This window comes from Marinobacter sp. PE14 (assembly GCF_053566155.1).
Genome location: NZ_JBQXNY010000004.1, coordinates 460,346 through 478,720, shown reverse-complemented (window position 1 = coordinate 478,720; position 18,375 = coordinate 460,346). Strand labels below are relative to the sequence as shown.

Below are 18,375 nucleotides of genomic sequence, written 5' to 3'. Positions count from 1 at the left end.
GACCCCGACAAGTCTGGCCCGGAAGAACCCGAACCGCAATTGCAGTATGAAGAAGCCTCCCGATTGGGAGGCCGCTGGAAAGGTCTACAAATTCCCTTTCACGAACGTTCTCAATTCACTCAGACTGCCGGCACCGGTTTTCTGGGCAATCACGCCGCCATCCTGAAACAGTGCCAGGGTTGGGATACCCCTGATCCGCATTTTCGCAGTTACATCGGGACTATCGTCGACGTTCACTTTGGCGATGGTCAACTCATCGCCAAATTCATCAGCGATTGCCTCCAGCATGGGAGCCACTGTTTTACAGGGACCACACCAAGGTGCCCAGAAATCGACCAGCACAGGGCGATCACTCTGTACAACGGCCTGCTCAAAATTTACATCGGTTACTTCGATCATGTTGCTCATGAGTTCAACTCCCTTAACAAATCGATTGGTTCACACACTGAAGCCATATGCTAGGCAAAACCAATTACTGAACGGTATAAGTTCTATTTCCCGTAATGATGAGTGTCTGTCCGGACTTCAAAGCCGTTTGCTGAATACCAGCCCGCCCCAGGCCAGCGTGCGATTTCCCGTTCCGGATTTGATTTCGGAACTCTGAACACGCAACACATAACTGAGCTCGGTGCCCGCCAGGAAACTGTGGGTATAACCAGCCCATACTTCAGCCAGCAAGATGTTCAGATCATTGGCATCCAGTTCGTGGTCCGAATCACGAAACTGGCCCTGAAGAAAAGCGTTGTAAGCCCGGGCTTTCACCGACACCCCGCCCCAGAAATAATTCTCCCGTCCGCCAGGTGCGGAAACTCCGGGCGCTCGCTCACCGTAGGCCATCAGCTCGGGGTTAAATCGGTTGTCCGGAGAGGAAATAAGGCCATCCCGGAATACCAATGCTGCTCCAAACTCGGTCAGGTATCCGACCGATCCGAAATACGTCACTTTATACTTTTGATCCGATTCGCTGGCATCCAGGTACTGGTGATACGCCGCCGAGTACCGGAAAGTTGGCTCACCACCATTCGAGATCTGATGGTCCCAACCGTTCGCGCGGTCGCTGCCTACCACCTTGTGAACCGCGTTCTGGCCGGATTTGAATACATCAAGTCCCAGAACACCCACGGTCATGGATGTGGTCCAGCCCGAATCGACCCCGAGCGCCTGGTAACTCTGGCTTGAGGACAGGTAGACCAGACTGCTGTAGGGCCGATCGCTACGATCAATCGCGGATTCCTTGATTTCCTCAGGCGTGAAGCCGTAAACCCCCAGTTCAAGCGCCGCGCTTTGCGGACTCCCAACCTCGTGGCCCAAATAGGGCAGCACGAACCTGTCCAGCCCCTGACTCACCCTGGACACCGGATTACCCATGAAATCCTCGGAATTTGAGGAATAGGTAATCGCTACACCGGCGGTGTAATCCCGATCCGTTTGCGTGGGAGCGAACAGGTCGTTGTCCGTGGAGATCGCAAGCACCGAGTCTGCAGACTCGGCCTGAGCAGATGACGCCAGAACAGCCGCTACAAGAGAAACGGTCAAAAATCGAAAAATCATAGCCAACTCCGAAATTGTGTCGGTAGAAAAGTTGGCTGCTATTTTTCGAGTACCGGGCCCTCAGAACTAATCAAGCGTTGATATTTAAAACATCACCTCGGTTTATAGATAAGTAGTAATACGTGCGGTTTTTGTGCATTCATCATCAATCCCCATCACTGATAATGATGTTTACCATACCGTTTCAGAATTATTCCTCGACATTGTTCAGTCCCACAATTTGCTCATCTGATATCCGACCGATTCCGGCATCGGAGTCAGCTGAACCAACTCAAACTGTGGAGAATTGAAAATGCGTAAATTTGCAATGTTTACCCTGGCTTCCCTTATTACTGCGGCTGCCCTGCCCGCTCATGCGACCCTCGCAGACCGTAAATCTGATGAGCCCCGCTCCGAACAGGCTCAGCCCGCTCCCTACAGCGGCCAAATTGTGATTCGTGGTGAGATTCAGGATCGCGACGCCAAAAACGATACTGCAAATCCGGCCCCGTATAGCGGTCAGATTGTTATCCGTGGCCAGGTACAGCCCGAAAGCCACGGTTGAGTTTCAGATGTTTCTTTTGCGTCTTGGCACCAGGGACGGTGCGTTTTAACCATGTTTCCAAATCAACTGCTGAATCGAATGTCCGCTACATCCACAACGTTCCCGGAAACATCAACGTTTGAAATCGTTGGCCCATCAAACTCCAGCAGCACTTCAATCTCACTTGGCCTCCCGCAGAAACGCCCCTGAAAGATCGTGATTGGATTCACCTGCATCAGACCTTGCCAAAATAAATAAACTGCCGCCGGCCCTGCGGCGCTTCCGGTAGCGATATCTTCTACCTTGCCAGCATTATCCCAGGTTCGTCCTTCTGCGGTTCCCGTATCCAGCACATAAATGAACTTAGCTCCGTATGAAGCCAGCAGAGAACTCAGGTCCGGGACGTTGAACTTGATAGCATCCAGATGTCCGTTAACCGGTAGAATCAGGTATGGAAGACCGGTAGTGATTACTTCTGCCGGATACGGCATGCCAGCCTCTGGCGATAAACTCAAGGCCTTATAGAACCCCGCGGCCTCATCATGCGACAGTGTCTTGAGATGCTCGGGTTTGCCCTGGGACATGGAGGCTCTAAAGGCTCCGCCTTCCTCCCAGCGACTTGAAAGCGCCACCTCCCTCCCATTCAAAGCAACCTGCCATTCTCGGGACTCCGTCGCTGAGCCATGCAATTGATGTAGGTGATACGCAAGCCCCAGCAAAGGGTGACCCGCAAATTCAAGCTCCTCTTCCATTGTGAAGATCCGGGCGGACCAATTTCCGGGCCCTCCACTCAGAAATATCGATTCGAACTGTCGCATTTCCTGAGTAAGCACGAGCATTTTCTCGTCATTCAGCGATTCGAAGTCGTAAAAAATCGTGAGCCCGTTTCCTCGGAATTTCTGGCTGGCAAATACGTCTACTAATCGGCATTTCATGATCGGATACCTCGGGGATTGGGATCACAGAGAGTCTTGCTCGCTCTGAAATTGCGACGCCCTGATCTTGCGAACGTAAATAGGGAACTCACGAATACCCAGCCGAATCCAAGAACACCCACGTTGATGCCGAAGGCCGTTTTCTCGCTCCCGTCCGGGTGTACCATCGATCCGCCATAGACGTCCTGTATAGCATAGGCAGCAAGAAAGCCTCCGGTGATCAAAAACGCGATCAGACTTGCTTTAGCTCTGCCATCCGACGTGAACCATGTAAGCCATAAAGCCAGGGCACCGAGCGATGAATTGGTGAACAGTTGCCACACCTCGTGTAATCGCGCATGAGCCACCCAGGCAGGGTTGAACACGTGGCTGTCGTTGATCTCAAGGTAGGGAACAACAACCGCGTAAAGTACAATACCTACAGTTAACAGTATTTTATCCAGCATTTCTCATCTCATCTCGAAACATTTGTATGTTTAAAAGCTCAGAGTAAACCCGGTAACCAGGCGGCTCTCCTCGCGGAACTGGCCAAAGGTGCCAAACCGATCCCCGAAAAACAGGTCGGCACCCACTCTCAGGACCACGTTGCTGGATGCGGTGTACTCGGCCTCCAGTTGAACCAGTGAATCTTCCTTATCCAGGTCGTATATGCTCAAGGCCTCCAACCTGAGCGCGTTATTCATTGCCTCGTGCCTGACCAACAAAGTGATCTGCTCATTTGAACGGGAGTCTTCGCCGGTGCTGGTAAAACGATAGGTCTGGAAAAACTGTGAGCTGATGAACCAGTCAGCCAAACCACTGTAATCCAGGCCGATAACGTAAGAGCCGATCTCTGTATCTGTTGTTTGGCCGGTCACGGAATCCTGAAAGCGCTTCTTGCTCTCCACCCCGACTTCGCTTCGAAAGGTGACATCCCCGAACGGTTTTGACGCGGTGCCGCCAATCAGGTGCGAGCGGTTGTAGTCCGCCACGACCCGTTGTTCAGAGGTATCGATCCGAATCAGTGGATCATCAATCGTGTGATACAGGTAATTCAGCGATAGATCCCAGCCATTCTGGAAACTCGAGAGCTTCGCCCCGAAATCGCTGTCTTCCAGTGACTCAGGGCGATTTACTTGCAGGCGACCGTCTCCATAAAGGTCCGGAATCAATGAATAAGTGGCTCCCGGCAAGGTACTTTCCGTCACCGTGGCATCCGGCACCCACACCAACTGGGCCGTCCAGGTATCCAGCGGAAACTCGAAGAGTGCGGACCAGAGCGGAATCCGACGGTGTTCGATATCGGGTAGAATGAACTCCCGATAGCTCAGCGGGTTGATAACATCAAGTACTCGCAAGCCGTCGGCCTGCCCCCACACAATTTGCTGTTTGCCCAAACGTGCAAAGGTATCCCCTGCATAGTGGTCCCAAAAGAACTCTCGTAGCTCCATATCAATATGATCATTGGGAAAGCCTTTCCTGGTGTTCCGGGCACGAAAGGGTTGGTCCGGCCGGCCCGGGTCCAGTTTATCCAGTGCATCAAAGCGCCCTTCTCCAATGAACGTCAGTCGCGCACCTGAAACAAAACGCATCACCCATTCTGGTCGCCACACAATTTCCTGTTTCTGCCAGGACCCGGTCTCGTAAGCATAGGCCGCCTCAACGTCAACAACAGAGGAGTGCTGAACATCTATCGCCGCGACGGACGGGGCAATCATCGACAGGGCTATCGCTAGACCTGTCGTTTGAGCAGATTTCATTTCAGTAACCCCGTTTCAACGCATTCTGTTCGAACAATCGGGGCGGAACGGAGGCCTCGTAATCGGTGTTCTCGAACTGAATTCGGGTACTGTGGCCGGTTTTTCGGTTGGTTGCCTCGATGTCGGTGATCGCCCAGATTCCGTCAATGTTTTCTATGCTTCGGGCGCGCACCGTTTTGAGGAAGTTTTCGTTTACATCCCAGTATTCCGTCAGCCGTGGAATCCACAGTGTGGAGTCAATCCGCAGCAGCACTCGTCCATATCCGAGCGCCCTGATGACTTTCGCATCAACAGGTGTTGCCTGAACTATCCATGTGTGGTGGCCATCTACATCCTCCTCTCCCAGCAGCGAAAACTGGTAGTCTTCTGCGGCAATTTTGCTCTCTTTCTTGATTTCCTCATAAGTGAAGTCCGTGCCTAGAAAGTAATCCCCGCGGTCTGATGCCGAGATTCTGCGCACCTTCCTCAAGGCGGGAAGATAAAGCCACTGGTCATCGTCTCTTTCCTGGTCGGCGTAGTCCCAGGTCAGGAATGCGGTACCTGCAACGGTGCCCGGTTGGGTGTAGAAGATGACCGTCTTCTTGGTTTCTCCGAAATAGCGCCGGAATGCTCGCGTATGCTCCTCACGGATGTTATCTCGGCGATCAGTCATGGTAATGACCATATCTCGCTGAACCGCAACACCCTCAGGGCGGTTGTTCATCTTTTGGACGATCTCATCCGCTGTGGGAGGATTCTCGTCAGCGAACGCTTTGCTTGTCATCGCACCCGCTGCCAAAACGGCTAGTAGAATCACTCCTGTTTTCCAGAAACTGCCGCCCTCGCCCACCATGAATCCTGGTCGAAAAACCAGAGTAAAGGCGGGCAGCAAAAGCAGGCTGGCGACAAACGCGACCGATACAGACAAAGCCACCAACATGCCAAAGTTCACCAATGGGGGAACCTGGCTTGTCATCAGAACACCAAAACCGAGTGCAACCGCCAAGAGATTGAACCAGAGTGCCCGCCCGGTAGATTCAAAAACACTGGTGATGCGTTCTGCGGTACTCAGATCTCCGGGTCTGGACATCGCTTGGCGGAGCCGATCAATTGTGTGAATGGCAAAATCGACGCTCAGCCCAATCGCGATAGCCGCAAACATGGACGTTCCCACGCCGAGCCAAATGCCCTTTACGCCCATCACGGCGTAGATCACCAGAATGGAAAAGCCCACCGGAATCGCCGCCATCAGGCCACCGATAATTGACCGGAAAAGCAGTGCGGCCATCAGGAACACCGCCAGGAAGGATACGATGACGCTGTTCAGGTGCGTTTCAGAAATGCCATCAATCCAGTGGTAGTCCACATTGATCCGGCCGCTTATTTGCGCACTCACTTCGCCATCGAACTTGGAAGCAAGGTGACTCTCCAACCTTGGGATCAGAGACCGGCTAACCTGGTATGAGCCTGTTTTCAAGTTGGCCCTCACCAGGGCCGTTTTCCGACGGGAATCCACGCGCTCCTCGAAATCTGTCGGGTCGCCAGACGCTGTATAAAGGAGAAAGAGCTGGGCAATCAGATTTCTATCGTCAGGCAAACGGTAGAATTCCGGATCGTCTTCATTGACGGCCTTGTACATCTGTTTGATGTAATCAGCGATAGAGGTGGTTCCATGAATCTCCGGCTGCTGCTCTAAAAAGCCCTGCAATTCGCTGATAGCTCTCAGAACGGAAGGATCATAGATGCCCTCCGAATCAGGAGTCTCTATCACGACATCAAGGTAATAGGTGCCATCCATCAAGGCATTGATTCTCTTGTCAGCAACGTATATGGGTTCATGCGGCTGAAAGTTCTCAATTCGTTCTTCATTGACCACCACATTCACCGCTCCGATGACAGCCAGCACCGCAATCAGAGCCCCGGACAGAAGAACCTTCACCGGATGATTTAACGGTAAGGAGCCAAGTGCCCTTGCCAGGATTCGTTTTGACGAAACCCTGCGATGCCGTTTGAAAAGACGGCTGGGCCGGGCGCGGTAAAAAGACAGAAGTGTGGGGGTTACGAACAGTGTAAGAAGGCCAGCAATCAGAACCGCAAAGGCACCGAAGATGCCGAAGTACTGAAGCGGCGGCATATCATTGGTGGGGTATAGCGCCAGGAATCCCGCGGCTGTTGTCAACGTTGTCAGCAAGACCGGGCGCCACATGCGAGCCATTGCCAGGGCAATGGCATCCGCTTGGGATAGCGTTGGGTCGGCAGCTTGGGCCTCGTAATATTCGGAAAAGATATGAATGGAATCTGCAACTGCAATTCCAATCATGCATACGATCAGGCCATTGGTAATGACATAAAATTCAGCGCCGGCGACTGCCATGGCCCCAATTGTCCCCACCACGGTTCCAGCGACAATCAGATTGGGAATAATGGCTGCCCGGGCGGTGAAGAAGGCAGCGATCAGTACAATGCTAATGATCAGACCAGCTAATGGATTCAACCGTCTGGCGTCGCTGTCTATGTATTCAGACAGGTAACCTGCGATGGCTCCCTCGCCTGCAACATGAATTTCATTCTCTCCTGCCGGTGCTTCCTCGACTAGCTGCATAACAGCCCGATAGGTCGTTTCCGCCTTTTCCTGGTCCAACAGTTCAGCGACGATTAACGTCATTGAACTGTCGCCAGCTACGAGACTTCCTTCGTAGAGGGGAAAACTCTCAATGCTCGCTTTAATCCACTCGATATGACCTTCATCCAGGGGCCCATCCAGGAATTCCCGGACCTCCATTCCATAGGTGTCTCCCTGAATATTCGACTCAGTGGCCAGGCTGGTTATGCCCTGTGGATCTATGTTCGGCACAGAAACCAGGTGGTCGCTGAGCCAGTTCACCAGTTCGAGGCTTTTCGGATTGTAAATCCCGTGGGGCCCTTGATTCTGTATCGCTATAACCAGTGGGTCTTTGAGATTAAAGATATCCTCAACAGCGCGCCTGTACACCAGCGCCGGTTCGTTAGCATCGATGAAAGCGTCGGCCTGTGTGTTCTTCCTCAGCTCGCCCAGCTGACTCGCAAGCCCGCCAATAACCAGCAATGCCAAAATCAGCGAGATCCAGCGATAACGAATCAGCTCCTTAAAGAAGTCGAACCCAGTTGAGCGATGCTCTTTATGTTCAGCCATCACGCCCTCTTTAGTGTATCTACACTTTGCGAGTTAATTAAAAAGACGCTTCGGCGTCCGTTCGTTTCCCAGTATTCACACAGGTGTTCGGACTACGGCCTAAATGGTGTATGGGCAAATTCGACGATTTCGCGAACCACTTCAGGATTTTGTAAAAGCCGGCTATGTCCGTCTCCCTTTGTGCAGGTTAAACGGCTTCGTGGAAAAACCTCATGCAACGCTCTGGACTCGGCGAAAGGAACTTCTGAATCCAGCTCATCATGAATCAATAACACGGGTGTATTGATTGAGGGCGCCAGCGTAATCAGATTTAAGCGATCAACACTCAGCCCCACCGTTTCTTCCATATCGCGGACGAAAAGACGTTTGCTTCGCGCGCCAAGGTTCACAAACCGGGCAAATCGGCTCAGCACTCCTTCAATGGTTGCCGGACCAGAAACCAGAACCAGACGCTCGAAACAACTTCTCGTGAATTGGGCATAAACGAGCGCAGCTGCACCCAGTGAGTGACCGACTCCAATATCAAAAGACCCACCAACGTATTCATGCGCTTCGAAGACTGCCTCGATGAAGCGCCCTGGATGAGATTCGGTCGCCTCGGACTCTCCATGCCCCGCTGGATGGACGGCATAAACGGTGTATTCAGCGGGATCAATCTCACGGATCAGATCTTTGAATTGCCCCACCCAACCTGACCAGCCATGCAAGAACAAGATTTTCTTCGGGCCGTTTCCGATGATGGAGAGCCAACCGTCATTACGTAACGGCACGACTTTCTCAAATAACTCTCGGGATGAAGCCCGTCGTTCTGGCTTTATTCGGGGACTCGTCATGAGTTCGACGGCTTTCAAGGCCGCTCTGGATGGTAATAGTCGGCTATAGACCCCGAAAGTTGCCTGAAACATATTAAGAGAAAGACTCATGCCTGTTTTCCTCAACTTGTTAAACACTGAATCATCAACACAGGAACACCTGTTCCGGAATCGAATCGAATCGAATCGAATGAATTAAAGTGTATATACATCTCAAGGGAAAATGCAAGTGCTTGCTGTCTATTTTTTGCACACATGCGCATGACCAACGGACTCCTCAAACAGATGGACAACTATTCCAACCGTCCTGCCACCTCCACTCTGGCCAAAGAACAGAGAATTGCAGGCACATTCATTACGAAGGAGACAGACCATGTCCGTCAGTTCGCAAACCACATCGTTCTCTCTGTACCACTTTCGCTCATGCCCTTTCTGCGCATACACCCGTTCTGCGATGAAGCACATCGACATCGAAGTGGAAGAACGGGATATCGCCAGAAACCCTGCCTACCGAGCGGAGTTGATCAAAGGTGGAGGTCGAGCGCAGGTTCCCTGCCTGAGAATCGAATCAAACGGAAAAGTCCGCTGGCTGTACGAATCCCAGGATATCGTCCACCACCTGCAGCGCCATGCAGCCCAGGCGGCTGATCACGAACAAACCTTGTGAACAATCCTCACAACATACAGGAGAGCGAAATGCTCAAACGAAAAGTTGATGTTGCCATCATTGGCACGGGCACAGCCGGTATGGGTGCCTATCGCGAAGCTCGCAAACATACCGACAGCATCGCGCTGATTGAGGGGAGCCACTATGGCACCACTTGTGCGCGTGTTGGCTGCATGCCCAGTAAGCTTTTGATTGCCGCTGCTGAAGCCGCCCACGGCGCAAAGCATGCGGGGGTTTTCGGACTCAATGTCCCGACGGTTGAGACTGACGGTGCGGCGGTCTTGGATCGGGTAAAAAGAGAGCGTGACCGTTTCGTCGCGTTTGTTGTCGAAGATGTCGACGAGTTTGAAGATAGTCATAAGGTGCGTGGTTACGCACGGTTCGTGGATACCCATCGTTTGCAGATTGATAACGGTCTTGAAATCACTGCCGACCGGATTGTTATTGCCACAGGTTCCAGACCGTTTATTCCTGAAGTACTGGAGGGCGCGGGTAACCGCCTGCTCGTTAACGACGATGTATTCGAACTGGAGCACCTTCCGACATCCGTGCTTGTTGTCGGGGCCGGTGTTATCGGTCTGGAATTGGGACAGGCTCTGAGCCGACTCAACGTCAACGTTACGATGCTGTCGCGTAACGAATCGATCGGTGGAATTGCCGACTCCGAAATCCGGAAAATTGCGGCGGATACTTTCCAGTCCGAATTTGATCTGGTCCTTCACGCGGAAGTTCTCGCAGCAAAGGAAACCCTGAGCGGCGTGCAGGTAACCTACCGCACATCCGGAGGCATCGTTCACACGGTAGTGGTTGACTATATTCTGGCGGCAACCGGTCGCACTCCGAACACTGACAAGCTTGGCCTCGAGAGTACCGGCATTGTCCTGGACGCCCGCGGCGTTCCGACCTACGACCGGCACACAATGCAAACCAGTGCACCGCACATCTTTATAGCAGGTGACGCCAACAATGAGCTGCCCCTGTTGCATGAGGCCTCAGATGAGGGTCGTATCGCGGGAAGCAACGCAGGAACCTTTCCCACTGTTGAAGCCGGCCATCGACGTGCCGGGCTGGGCGTCGTCTTTTCCGACCCGCAAATTGCCAGTGTAGGCAAACGGGCGCACGAACTGGTGCCACACACCTTCATCACCGGGAAGGTCAGCTTTCACAATCAGGGAAGAAGCCGGGTGATGGCCAAAAACCAGGGCATGCTGAAAATCTACGCAGACAAGCACAGCGGCATTCTACTGGGCGCAGAAATGTTTGGGCCGGCAGCGGAGCATATAGGTCACCTCCTGGCCTGGGCCGTGCAGCAGTCTCTGACAGTAAACGAAATCCTCGGGATGCCTTTCTATCACCCGGTTATTGAAGAAGGTGTTCGCACCGCCTTCCGGGATGCTGCAGAGAAGCTGAAAGAGACAGAACGTAGGGAGCCGCCCCATGCAGTTGCTTGAATTGTTCAGGCGCTACCACACCCAGGCGGCAAAGGTTGCCCTTGTAGTAGGTTCGATTCTATTGCTGATCAACCAGCATGATGCGCTGTTCGGATATCAGAAAATTCAATGGCTGCCGGCAGTCCTGACCTACTGCGTTCCGTTCTGCGTTTTCATGCTCGGTAAGCTGTCCAGCGAGCGGGATTGCCAGGAATCCTCCGGACTCAATGTGCCTGTTTCAAGGTACCGTTAACCATCTGGATTTCGCCGCGCCATATCTCAGTGCGGCGAAATCATTCTTGAGGCAATTGCCTTTGCCTTAAGAGCCGCATCCAGATCGCCTTCAACGTGTGCCTTCACAATGGCTCCTTCTTTCAATAAAAACAGTGCGTTAGCCAGTTCTTCTGCCTCAGATTCTGAACTGCAGACATCCCGGGCGTGAACCTTCAGGAGCTCGAAAACCCGTGCTTTGTGGGCCGCGCATCGTTTGTGTACCGGGTGCTCGGGATCACTGTACTCACCGCAGGTATTGATAAAGAAGCAACCATAGAAACGATGCAGTGTTGGTACGCGATTATTAAACCAATCGTGAACCGCATCGAACATTTCCATGAGTGCCTCTCTTCCCGCTGGCCGACTGTTCATTCGCGTCTCTAGCCAGTCGAAAAACAGATTGTCCCGGTGCTCAACTGCTGCCTCTACCAGGCTGTCCTTGCTCTCAAAGTGGTTGTAGAGCGTCTGCTTTGCGACGCCTGCTTCCTGAAGCACCTGGTTGATGCCGATGGCATGAATACCATGCTCATAGAACAGCCGCAGTGCCGTGTCGACCAAATCCTGCCTTCGTCCCATCGCCAAAACTCCAAATTGTTCGTTGAATATATCTTGACCAAATTAGACAGATCTGTCTAGAATTAAAAATAGACCGACTTGTCTACTTCAAGAAATGCCACTCAGCGCAGTGAAACAGGGTGTTTTTTGACTGGTGTTTTTGTCGGTTTGACTTGCGAACCACCAGTGAACGAGACACGGAGAAGAGCACGATGGACATTCAAATCAAAACCACCCGAAAGGCGCCCGTGTTTGGGCATGAAGCTGATTTGATAGATGGCTTGCAGACCGGGCACCCACAAGCCTTTGCGGAAGCTTACCGGAGATATCATCCAGTGATGCTGAGGGTTGCGGCGAAGTACACTTCTGCAGCCGTTGCCGAAGATATCGCCCAGGAAGCCTGGATGGCGGCGATTGGAGCCATTGGTTCTTTCGAGGGCCGTTCCTCGCTCAAGACCTGGCTATGCCGGATTGTCACCAATAAAGCCTTCAACACGTATCGGGAAAACCGTAAGGAATTTCCGGCCACGCCAAGCCTTGCCCTGTTATCAGACAACTCACCGGACAACCAATTTAATGGCGCCGCCGGGCATCTCAGCGAACCGGAGCTGGCTACCCAGACTGCAAAGGTTCAGGAACGCATTCGCGTTGAAATGAAGAATATGAACCGGGATCACGCCAACGCGATTCTGCTCAAGGGCATGAGCCCACTCACCGGCTCGCAGGTTTCTGATGTGCTCGAGATTTCCCACGGAAACCTGCGAGTCATCCTGCACCGTGCACGAAATGAACTGGCCGCCCTGCTCTAATCCAGGCGGCCTGTTCACTGTGTTTTGCTAAAACTGGAGAACGCTTATGAGTACCCAACGTCCACCACTACCTCCGTTTACCCGGGAAAGTGCCATTGAAAAGGTCCGCCTTGCCGAAGATGGCTGGAACAGTCGGGACCCGGCGAAGGTTGCCCTCGCCTACACAGCGGACACCCGCTGGCGCAACCGGGCGGAGTTCGCCAATGGCCGCAAACAGGTCGAAGAATTCCTCACCCGCAAATGGAATCGCGAACTGGATTACCGTCTTATCAAGGAACTCTGGGCCTACACCGACAACCGCATCGCCGTGCGCTATGCCTACGAATGGCACGACGACAGCGGAAACTGGTTCCGATCCTACGGTAATGAAAACTGGGAATTCGATGCCGACGGCCTTATGCAGCGACGCTTCGCGTGCATTAATGACAGCCCTATCAAAGAAACAGACCGTCTTTTCCGTTGGCCCCTCGGGCGCCGACCGGATAATCACCCCGGCCTCAGTGACCTGGGTCTCTGATCGCTAACTGATTCAGGAGATAACACATGTCTGCTCTCACCCAAGGCACGCACCACATCGGCCTGACCGTATCCAAACTCGAAGAAAGTGCTGTCTTTTTTACTCAGCTTCTGGGTTGGAAGGAAGTGTTCCGTAAGCCCTCATACCCTGCCATTTTCGTCAGCGATGGCTCCATCATGCTGACCTTATGGCAGGTTAAATCCAATCATCGCGTGGAGTTCGACCGTAGATCTAATGTCGGTCTTCATCATTTGGCTCTGGAGGTGGCAAATGAGGAAACGCTTCAGCAGATCCACCAGAGAGTTTCTGATTCAGGCCTTCGAATCGAGTTTCCTCCAGAGGAGGTCGGCGATGGGCCCGCGAAGCACATGATGTGCTACGAGCCAAGCGGAATTCGCATCGAATTTTTCTGCAAGGACTCTCAGCAATAGCGTATTAGGGCGGAACGGTCATCCTTTGGAACGCTCCGGACCGCCCATTTCCTGGCAAAGCTGACCAAAATTTTCTCCAAACCAACTCCTCCAGACATCCTGCCGAGTTTTCAGCACGATTCGCCGCCTGCCCGGCTTTAAACAGCACTAGATTAGAGCCCTCAACTACTCGATCCACCTCTGAAAAGGGTAAACATCATGGACAAAACGGTCTCGGGGCTGGCTGCAGTGATCAGTGCGGCCTTTCTTTTCTCGGCAACAGCTCATGGCTCCGAAGGTCATGCTCCAATTATCAAACAGGTAACGGATCGCGGGCTGAAGGTTGTCTCTTCCTTCAAGGCCGTTGACGGTATGACCGGCTACATACTCGATTCGAACGGTTCTCCGGTCACTCTGTACGTTACCCGAGATGGAGAGCATGGATTTGTTGGAACGCTGATCGATAAGAAAGGTTCAAATCTCTCTGCGCCCAGAGTTCAAGAGCTTTTCCATGATTCAAAAAATCAACAGGCCTGGGCAGAGCTTGAAAACAGCCATTGGATTCAGGACGGTGACCCGAACGCAGAAACCGTGGTTTACGCCTTCGTAGACCCAAACTGCCCATATTGTCACAGGTTCCGGACAGCCGCCTTGCCATGGATTAACGAGGGCAAAGTTCAAATCAGGCATATCGTAGTCGGAGTGCTGGCCAACGACAGCGTAGCGAAAGCTTCAACAATTCTGGGTTCGAAAAAGCCTCACGGAGCCTATATCAAGAATTTCGAGACCTTCCGGAGTGGCGGCATTGTGCCGGTCCACGAAGCTTCCGAGCGAGGCAAAGCACAGGTGGAAGCGAATAATCGATTGATGTCCGACCTGGGCGTCAGTGCCACTCCTGGAATCTATTACAAAGATGGCAACGGCAATGTGAGGATGCGGCTTGGTCTGCCTCCGGAGAGTGAGCTTAATCTCATCATGAATCCCTAGGACGCCAAGGGGACGGCTCGACGAGATTCGCGACCGTCCCCTTGGTCATCCCGAAAGACCGATCCCATCAGTGTTTTGGGGGGCCAAGAAAGGTGGTGGTGCCGGTTGTCGCTGCCCCTTCGTGATTCAACGTGCTGACCTCAAATACAATGTCGTTAGCCCCGGAATCAATGGAGTCGGACGGAACAGCGACAGAAAATGGCACCTCAACCCTCTCACCTGCTCCAACCACGACACCTCCGGGACCTGTGGTTGAGAATTCTTCAACACCGCCAACCTCGATCACCAGGTATCTCGGGCTGCTGTCTTTATTGGTAAGCTTGAGCAAATAACTATTTTCAATGTTGCCCTCGCTTGTATAGCGATACATACCGCGGTCCCTTTCCACATCGAGGGTTACCAGTGGTCTGGACGCCACGCCCCAGGAAAATAGCGCAATCATCAAAGCGAGGAACGCGAAATACCCCACCAGTCGTGGCCGCAACAGATTTGTTTTTCCGCCTTTTAGTTCGCGCTCGCTGGCGTAACGCACCAGGCCACGGTCATACCCCATCTTGTCCATAATCGAGTCGCACGCGTCGATGCACGCCGCGCATCCGATGCACTCCATCTGCAAACCGTCCCGAATATCGATACCGGTCGGGCACACCTGAACGCACATCTGGCAGTCAATACAATCACCGAGCCCGCCTTCGGAAAGCGCAGCATCCTTTTTCCGCGAACCTCTCGGTTCACCTCGGGCGGCGTCGTAGGAGATAACCAGGGAGTCCGCATCCACCATGGACGACTGAAACCGGCCATAGGGGCACATGTGAAAACAGACTTTTTCGCGTAACCAACCGGCATTCAAGTAGGTAGCCGTGGTAAAGAACAGGACCCAGAACACGGCCCAACCGGATGCTTCCATCGCAAAAAGATCACCGACAAGATCCCGGATCGGCGTGAAATAGCCTACAAACGTTATTGCCGTTAGCAGACTGATAACCAGCCAGAGCCCATGTTTGGAACCCCGGCGAGCGATCTTGTCCAGACTCAGAGGCGCGGCATCAAGCTTGATTCTTCTTGAGCGGTCCCCCTCTGTCATTCGCTCAGCCCAAAGGAATACCCAAGTCCAGGCGCTCTGGGGACAGGCATAGCCACACCATACCCGCCCGGCCAATACGGTCAGGAAAAACAGGCCGAAGGCGCAAATCAAGAGGATTCCAGAAAGCAACACGAGGTCTTCTGGCCAGAACGTGGCTGAAAATATGTGGAATTTCTTTTCGGAAAGATCCCAGAGTACGGCCTGCCGGCCACCCCAGTTCAGCCAGGCTACGCCAAAATACAGGGCGAAGAGTACAAACCCGCCGGTTATCCTCAAACGGCGGTAAAGCCCGGAAAAACTTCGCGGCTGAATTTTCTGTTCAGGTCCATGAGTTGTTGATGACGATTCAATTTGCTTAACAGAGATCAGGCGACTCATTCGCTGCGCACCTTGCCACATTCGATCAGAAACGGATGGCAGGAGGATAATCGCTCGCTTTAAATAGGGGCAGGACCACTTTTTTAATAAACAATAGGGACAGTTAAGGAATCTTCAGGACACCAGTTCAGATAACCGGTGCAAAGCGGCAACCCTGGGGCCATTCCAGGGATGGGCAAAACTGATTCTAAGGCAGTTTGAAAACTTTCCTGACACCGAGAAGAGGCTGCCAGGGGTGATGACAATGCCCTCTTTCAGCGTTTCGGCGTAAAGACTCAAGGTGTCGACCTCTGGAGGCAACTCTACCCACAGAGCCAAGCCCCCAAGCGGCGCCGTTGCACGCAAAGGCACCGGCCAGTCTCCCAGAAGAGTCAGCAAATGATCTCGCTGCTGGCGCAAACTTTGACGATAGCGCCGGAGGAAGGATGAGTAGCCACCCTCTGCAATAAAATCCGCCACTCCTTGTTGTAAAAACCGACTACTCGCCAACTGGGACGTCAGTTTGAGTTGCATGATTTGCTGGTGCCATCTTCCTCCTGACACCCACCCCAAACGGAGATCTCTCGAAAGCACCTTGGAAAAAGAGCTGCAATGGATGACCCGGTCAGATTCATCAATCGCTTTCAGAGTGTCGGGTACGTTTAACCAACCCGATTCGCCATAAATGTCATCCTCGATAATGGCAAGCTGATGTTGGTCGGCTAGCGCGAGGAGCCGCACGCGGGCTTCATGAGGCATCACAGCGCCGGTGGGTGTAGCAAAGGCCGGTGAAACCACGCAAGCTTTTACGTCCCAGGTCTGCAGAGTCTCCTCAAGCGCCTGTATATCCATACCACTGTTTGGCGATGCCGGTATCTCAACTACCTTGAGCTGAAGTTGTTCAAGTAACTGAAGCACGCCATAGAACCCGGGTGCTTCCACTGCAACCACATCACCGCTCTGGCAAACGGCCATCAAGGCAAGGAACAGGGACTGTTGGCAGCCAGATGTAATGCAGAACTGATCTGCTTCAGCGGGCCATCCTCTTCGGGCTGATCGCAGGGCAAGCTGGGATCTCAGCTCCGGGTCACCAGCCGGCTCGTCATAGTATTGAAAGCTTGCCGATTGACGCCTCAGTGCCCGCCCGATCGACCGGTTAAGTTGAACAATGCCTGGCGGCGCTACTTCGCGGCGGTGATCAGGGAGCAAATCAAAGGCAGCGCTTCGGGTCATGATGTCCTGAAACACCTGGCTCACCGAAACAGGTTTGGGTGCGGCGAGTGTCGAGGCTTGTCTGGGGGGCTCGAACTCTCGATGACCGGGCGCAACGAAAAAGCCGCTGCGCTCCCGAGCCTCGATCAATCCCTGAGCTTCAAGTCGCTGCAGTGCATGCTGAACCGTAATCTTGGAAACGCCGTGCTGGTGACAAAGTGTCCTTATTGAAGGGAGTCGTTCGCCAGCTTGCCAGCGGCCACTTTCAATACTCTGTCGCAGAGTATTCTCAAGTTTCTGGTATCTCGGCAATTCGACCGTCATTGTCTAATTCTTCTCCAAGGCACGTTCAAACGATTCATCTCAGTTGCGAACAGAGTACAAAACACTCGCTATTCCCGCATAAAAAAGCCGGGCTTGAGCCCGGCAAACTGAGTTTACTCTGAACACCGCCAACAACTCACGCTAACTGCGATACCTTCTCTTTCAAACCATCTATCCAGTTAGTCAGGTCCTTCAGGGACTTGGAGCCTGCCTCCTGGCCCATGAACTGGTCTCGTCTCAGCAGAACCAGGGTCGGAATGGCTCTAACGCCGAACTTGGCAGCAAGATCATGCTTCTGGTCCACGTCCACTTTTACCACTGCAGTTTCAGGGTTCAATTGACTGAACTGCTCCAGAACCGGGTTCATAACCTTGCACGGCGCACACCAGGGAGCCCAAAAATCCAGCAGGAGCCACTCGTGCCTGTTGGCAAGATCTCCCAGTTCGTCAAATGTATTCAGGTTTACGATCGGCACAGCGGATATCCTCCGGACAATAACTTCAATTAAGAAAAGGGCGTACCCGGCGAACACTATCGATGCGAGGGAGAATGCCGAATACGCCAAGGGGTGAACAATTCTGGATCAGGCTCTTCTCAACCTGTCGCCAATCAGCTTATCCAGCGAGAACAGACCGGGCCCACACATGGCCAGTGCCATCAGGATCAGGCCCCAGACCACGTGGGTCAGCTCGGCTGCCGGCGCGATCATTTCCAGGCTGATAACCGCAACTATGTTGATCACAAACAGCCCCAGGGAAGACACCAGAGAAAGCAGGCCAAGGGCGAGCAGGACGGGAAACACCAGTTCCCCGAACGTGGCCAGGAAGGCAGCCAACTCCGGGCTTAACAGCGGCACGCTGTATTCTTCTTCAAACAAAAACAGCGTCGTCCCCCAGTCATCAATCTTGGTGAGGCCGGCTTTGAAGAACACCCATGCCACGTAGAGGCGCCCAAGAAGCAGTGCAACAGGTAGCAGGCCTCGGACGATTCGCTGAACCGAATCATTTAATCCGTAAAAACTGTAAGCTAAGGTTTTCAT

General features: G+C 53.0%; 20 protein-coding genes. 8 read left to right on the top strand and 12 right to left on the bottom strand.

Annotation, left to right across the window (positions count from 1 at the left end; translation table 11 throughout):
- Positions 1 to 84: 84 nt before the first annotated feature.
- Together trxA and ACWJ62_RS15760 are read right to left on the bottom strand one after the other, a co-directional pair.
- Positions 85 to 408, bottom strand: a complete 324-nt coding sequence (gene trxA, locus ACWJ62_RS15765; RefSeq protein WP_104270995.1) for a thioredoxin — start codon at positions 406 to 408, stop codon at positions 85 to 87.
- A gap of 117 nt (positions 409 to 525) precedes the next feature.
- The gene (locus ACWJ62_RS15760; RefSeq protein ID WP_449287037.1) at positions 526 to 1,551 is read right to left on the bottom strand and encodes a lipid A deacylase LpxR family protein; all 1,026 of its coding nucleotides are present in this window, start codon (positions 1,549 to 1,551) and stop codon (positions 526 to 528) included.
- Between the two features lie 292 nt (positions 1,552 to 1,843).
- On the opposite strand from ACWJ62_RS15760, the gene ACWJ62_RS15755 reads away from it, so the two are divergent.
- Entirely contained in the window at positions 1,844 to 2,095 is a 252-nt protein-coding gene (locus ACWJ62_RS15755; protein WP_449287036.1) for a hypothetical protein, read from the top strand.
- 62 nt (positions 2,096 to 2,157) lie between these two features.
- Here ACWJ62_RS15755 and ACWJ62_RS15750 read toward each other — a convergent pair whose 3' ends face one another.
- The 5 genes from ACWJ62_RS15750 to ACWJ62_RS15730 form a co-directional block, all read right to left on the bottom strand.
- Positions 2,158 to 3,009: a PhzF family phenazine biosynthesis protein gene (locus tag ACWJ62_RS15750; protein ID WP_449287035.1), complete on the bottom strand. Its 852-nt coding sequence runs from the start codon at positions 3,007 to 3,009 to the stop codon at positions 2,158 to 2,160.
- The gene (locus ACWJ62_RS15745) at positions 3,006 to 3,455 is read right to left on the bottom strand and encodes a hypothetical protein (protein ID WP_449287034.1); all 450 of its coding nucleotides are present in this window, start codon (positions 3,453 to 3,455) and stop codon (positions 3,006 to 3,008) included. The genes ACWJ62_RS15750 and ACWJ62_RS15745 overlap by 4 nt, the downstream gene beginning before the upstream one ends.
- Before the next feature lie 30 nt (positions 3,456 to 3,485).
- On the bottom strand, positions 3,486 to 4,748 hold the full coding sequence (locus ACWJ62_RS15740; RefSeq protein ID WP_449287033.1) for a DUF1302 family protein: 1,263 nt from the start codon (positions 4,746 to 4,748) through the stop codon (positions 3,486 to 3,488).
- A 1-nt stretch (position 4,749) separates the two neighbouring features.
- The gene (locus ACWJ62_RS15735) at positions 4,750 to 7,899 is read right to left on the bottom strand and encodes an outer membrane lipoprotein-sorting protein (protein WP_449287032.1); all 3,150 of its coding nucleotides are present in this window, start codon (positions 7,897 to 7,899) and stop codon (positions 4,750 to 4,752) included.
- Between the two features lie 92 nt (positions 7,900 to 7,991).
- Positions 7,992 to 8,822: an alpha/beta fold hydrolase gene (locus ACWJ62_RS15730; RefSeq protein ID WP_449287031.1), complete on the bottom strand. Its 831-nt coding sequence runs from the start codon at positions 8,820 to 8,822 to the stop codon at positions 7,992 to 7,994.
- A gap of 262 nt (positions 8,823 to 9,084) precedes the next feature.
- On the opposite strand from ACWJ62_RS15730, the gene ACWJ62_RS15725 reads away from it, so the two are divergent.
- The 3 genes from ACWJ62_RS15725 to nrtS are packed head-to-tail and all read left to right on the top strand — an operon-like array spanning position 9,085 to position 11,061.
- Positions 9,085 to 9,378, top strand: coding sequence for a glutaredoxin family protein (locus ACWJ62_RS15725; protein WP_449287030.1), 294 nt, complete (start codon positions 9,085 to 9,087; stop codon positions 9,376 to 9,378).
- Positions 9,379 to 9,407: 29 nt separating this feature from the next.
- A complete protein-coding gene (locus ACWJ62_RS15720; RefSeq protein ID WP_449287029.1) occupies positions 9,408 to 10,829 on the top strand; it encodes a dihydrolipoyl dehydrogenase in 1,422 nt (473 codons plus the stop codon).
- A complete protein-coding gene (nrtS, locus tag ACWJ62_RS15715) occupies positions 10,816 to 11,061 on the top strand; it encodes a nitrate/nitrite transporter NrtS (protein ID WP_449287028.1) in 246 nt (81 codons plus the stop codon). The genes ACWJ62_RS15720 and nrtS overlap by 14 nt, the downstream gene beginning before the upstream one ends.
- A 26-nt stretch (positions 11,062 to 11,087) precedes the next feature.
- Here nrtS and ACWJ62_RS15710 read toward each other — a convergent pair whose 3' ends face one another.
- The gene (locus ACWJ62_RS15710; protein WP_449287027.1) at positions 11,088 to 11,657 is read right to left on the bottom strand and encodes a TetR/AcrR family transcriptional regulator; all 570 of its coding nucleotides are present in this window, start codon (positions 11,655 to 11,657) and stop codon (positions 11,088 to 11,090) included.
- 191 nt (positions 11,658 to 11,848) lie between these two features.
- On the opposite strand from ACWJ62_RS15710, the gene ACWJ62_RS15705 reads away from it, so the two are divergent.
- The 4 genes from ACWJ62_RS15705 to dsbG all read left to right on the top strand — a co-directional run bounded on the left by ACWJ62_RS15705 (position 11,849) and on the right by dsbG (position 14,359).
- Positions 11,849 to 12,445: an RNA polymerase sigma factor gene (locus tag ACWJ62_RS15705; RefSeq protein ID WP_449287026.1), complete on the top strand. Its 597-nt coding sequence runs from the start codon at positions 11,849 to 11,851 to the stop codon at positions 12,443 to 12,445.
- Between the two features lie 46 nt (positions 12,446 to 12,491).
- Positions 12,492 to 12,962: a nuclear transport factor 2 family protein gene (locus ACWJ62_RS15700; RefSeq protein WP_449287025.1), complete on the top strand. Its 471-nt coding sequence runs from the start codon at positions 12,492 to 12,494 to the stop codon at positions 12,960 to 12,962.
- A 26-nt stretch (positions 12,963 to 12,988) separates the two neighbouring features.
- Complete coding sequence (locus ACWJ62_RS15695) at positions 12,989 to 13,393, top strand: VOC family protein (RefSeq protein WP_449287024.1); 405 nt, start codon at positions 12,989 to 12,991, stop codon at positions 13,391 to 13,393.
- A gap of 228 nt (positions 13,394 to 13,621) precedes the next feature.
- Positions 13,622 to 14,359, top strand: a complete 738-nt coding sequence (gene dsbG, locus ACWJ62_RS15690) for a thiol:disulfide interchange protein DsbG (RefSeq protein ID WP_449287023.1) — start codon at positions 13,622 to 13,624, stop codon at positions 14,357 to 14,359.
- Positions 14,360 to 14,426: 67 nt separating this feature from the next.
- Here dsbG and ccoG read toward each other — a convergent pair whose 3' ends face one another.
- The 4 genes from ccoG to ACWJ62_RS15670 all read right to left on the bottom strand — a co-directional run bounded on the left by ccoG (position 14,427) and on the right by ACWJ62_RS15670 (position 18,375).
- The gene (ccoG, locus tag ACWJ62_RS15685) at positions 14,427 to 15,821 is read right to left on the bottom strand and encodes a cytochrome c oxidase accessory protein CcoG (RefSeq protein WP_449287022.1); all 1,395 of its coding nucleotides are present in this window, start codon (positions 15,819 to 15,821) and stop codon (positions 14,427 to 14,429) included.
- Between the two features lie 114 nt (positions 15,822 to 15,935).
- On the bottom strand, positions 15,936 to 17,336 hold the full coding sequence (locus ACWJ62_RS15680) for an aminotransferase-like domain-containing protein (protein WP_449287021.1): 1,401 nt from the start codon (positions 17,334 to 17,336) through the stop codon (positions 15,936 to 15,938).
- A gap of 136 nt (positions 17,337 to 17,472) precedes the next feature.
- Complete coding sequence (locus tag ACWJ62_RS15675; RefSeq protein WP_148606962.1) at positions 17,473 to 17,811, bottom strand: thioredoxin family protein; 339 nt, start codon at positions 17,809 to 17,811, stop codon at positions 17,473 to 17,475.
- A gap of 108 nt (positions 17,812 to 17,919) precedes the next feature.
- Entirely contained in the window at positions 17,920 to 18,375 is a 456-nt protein-coding gene (locus tag ACWJ62_RS15670; RefSeq protein WP_449287020.1) for a DoxX family protein, read from the bottom strand.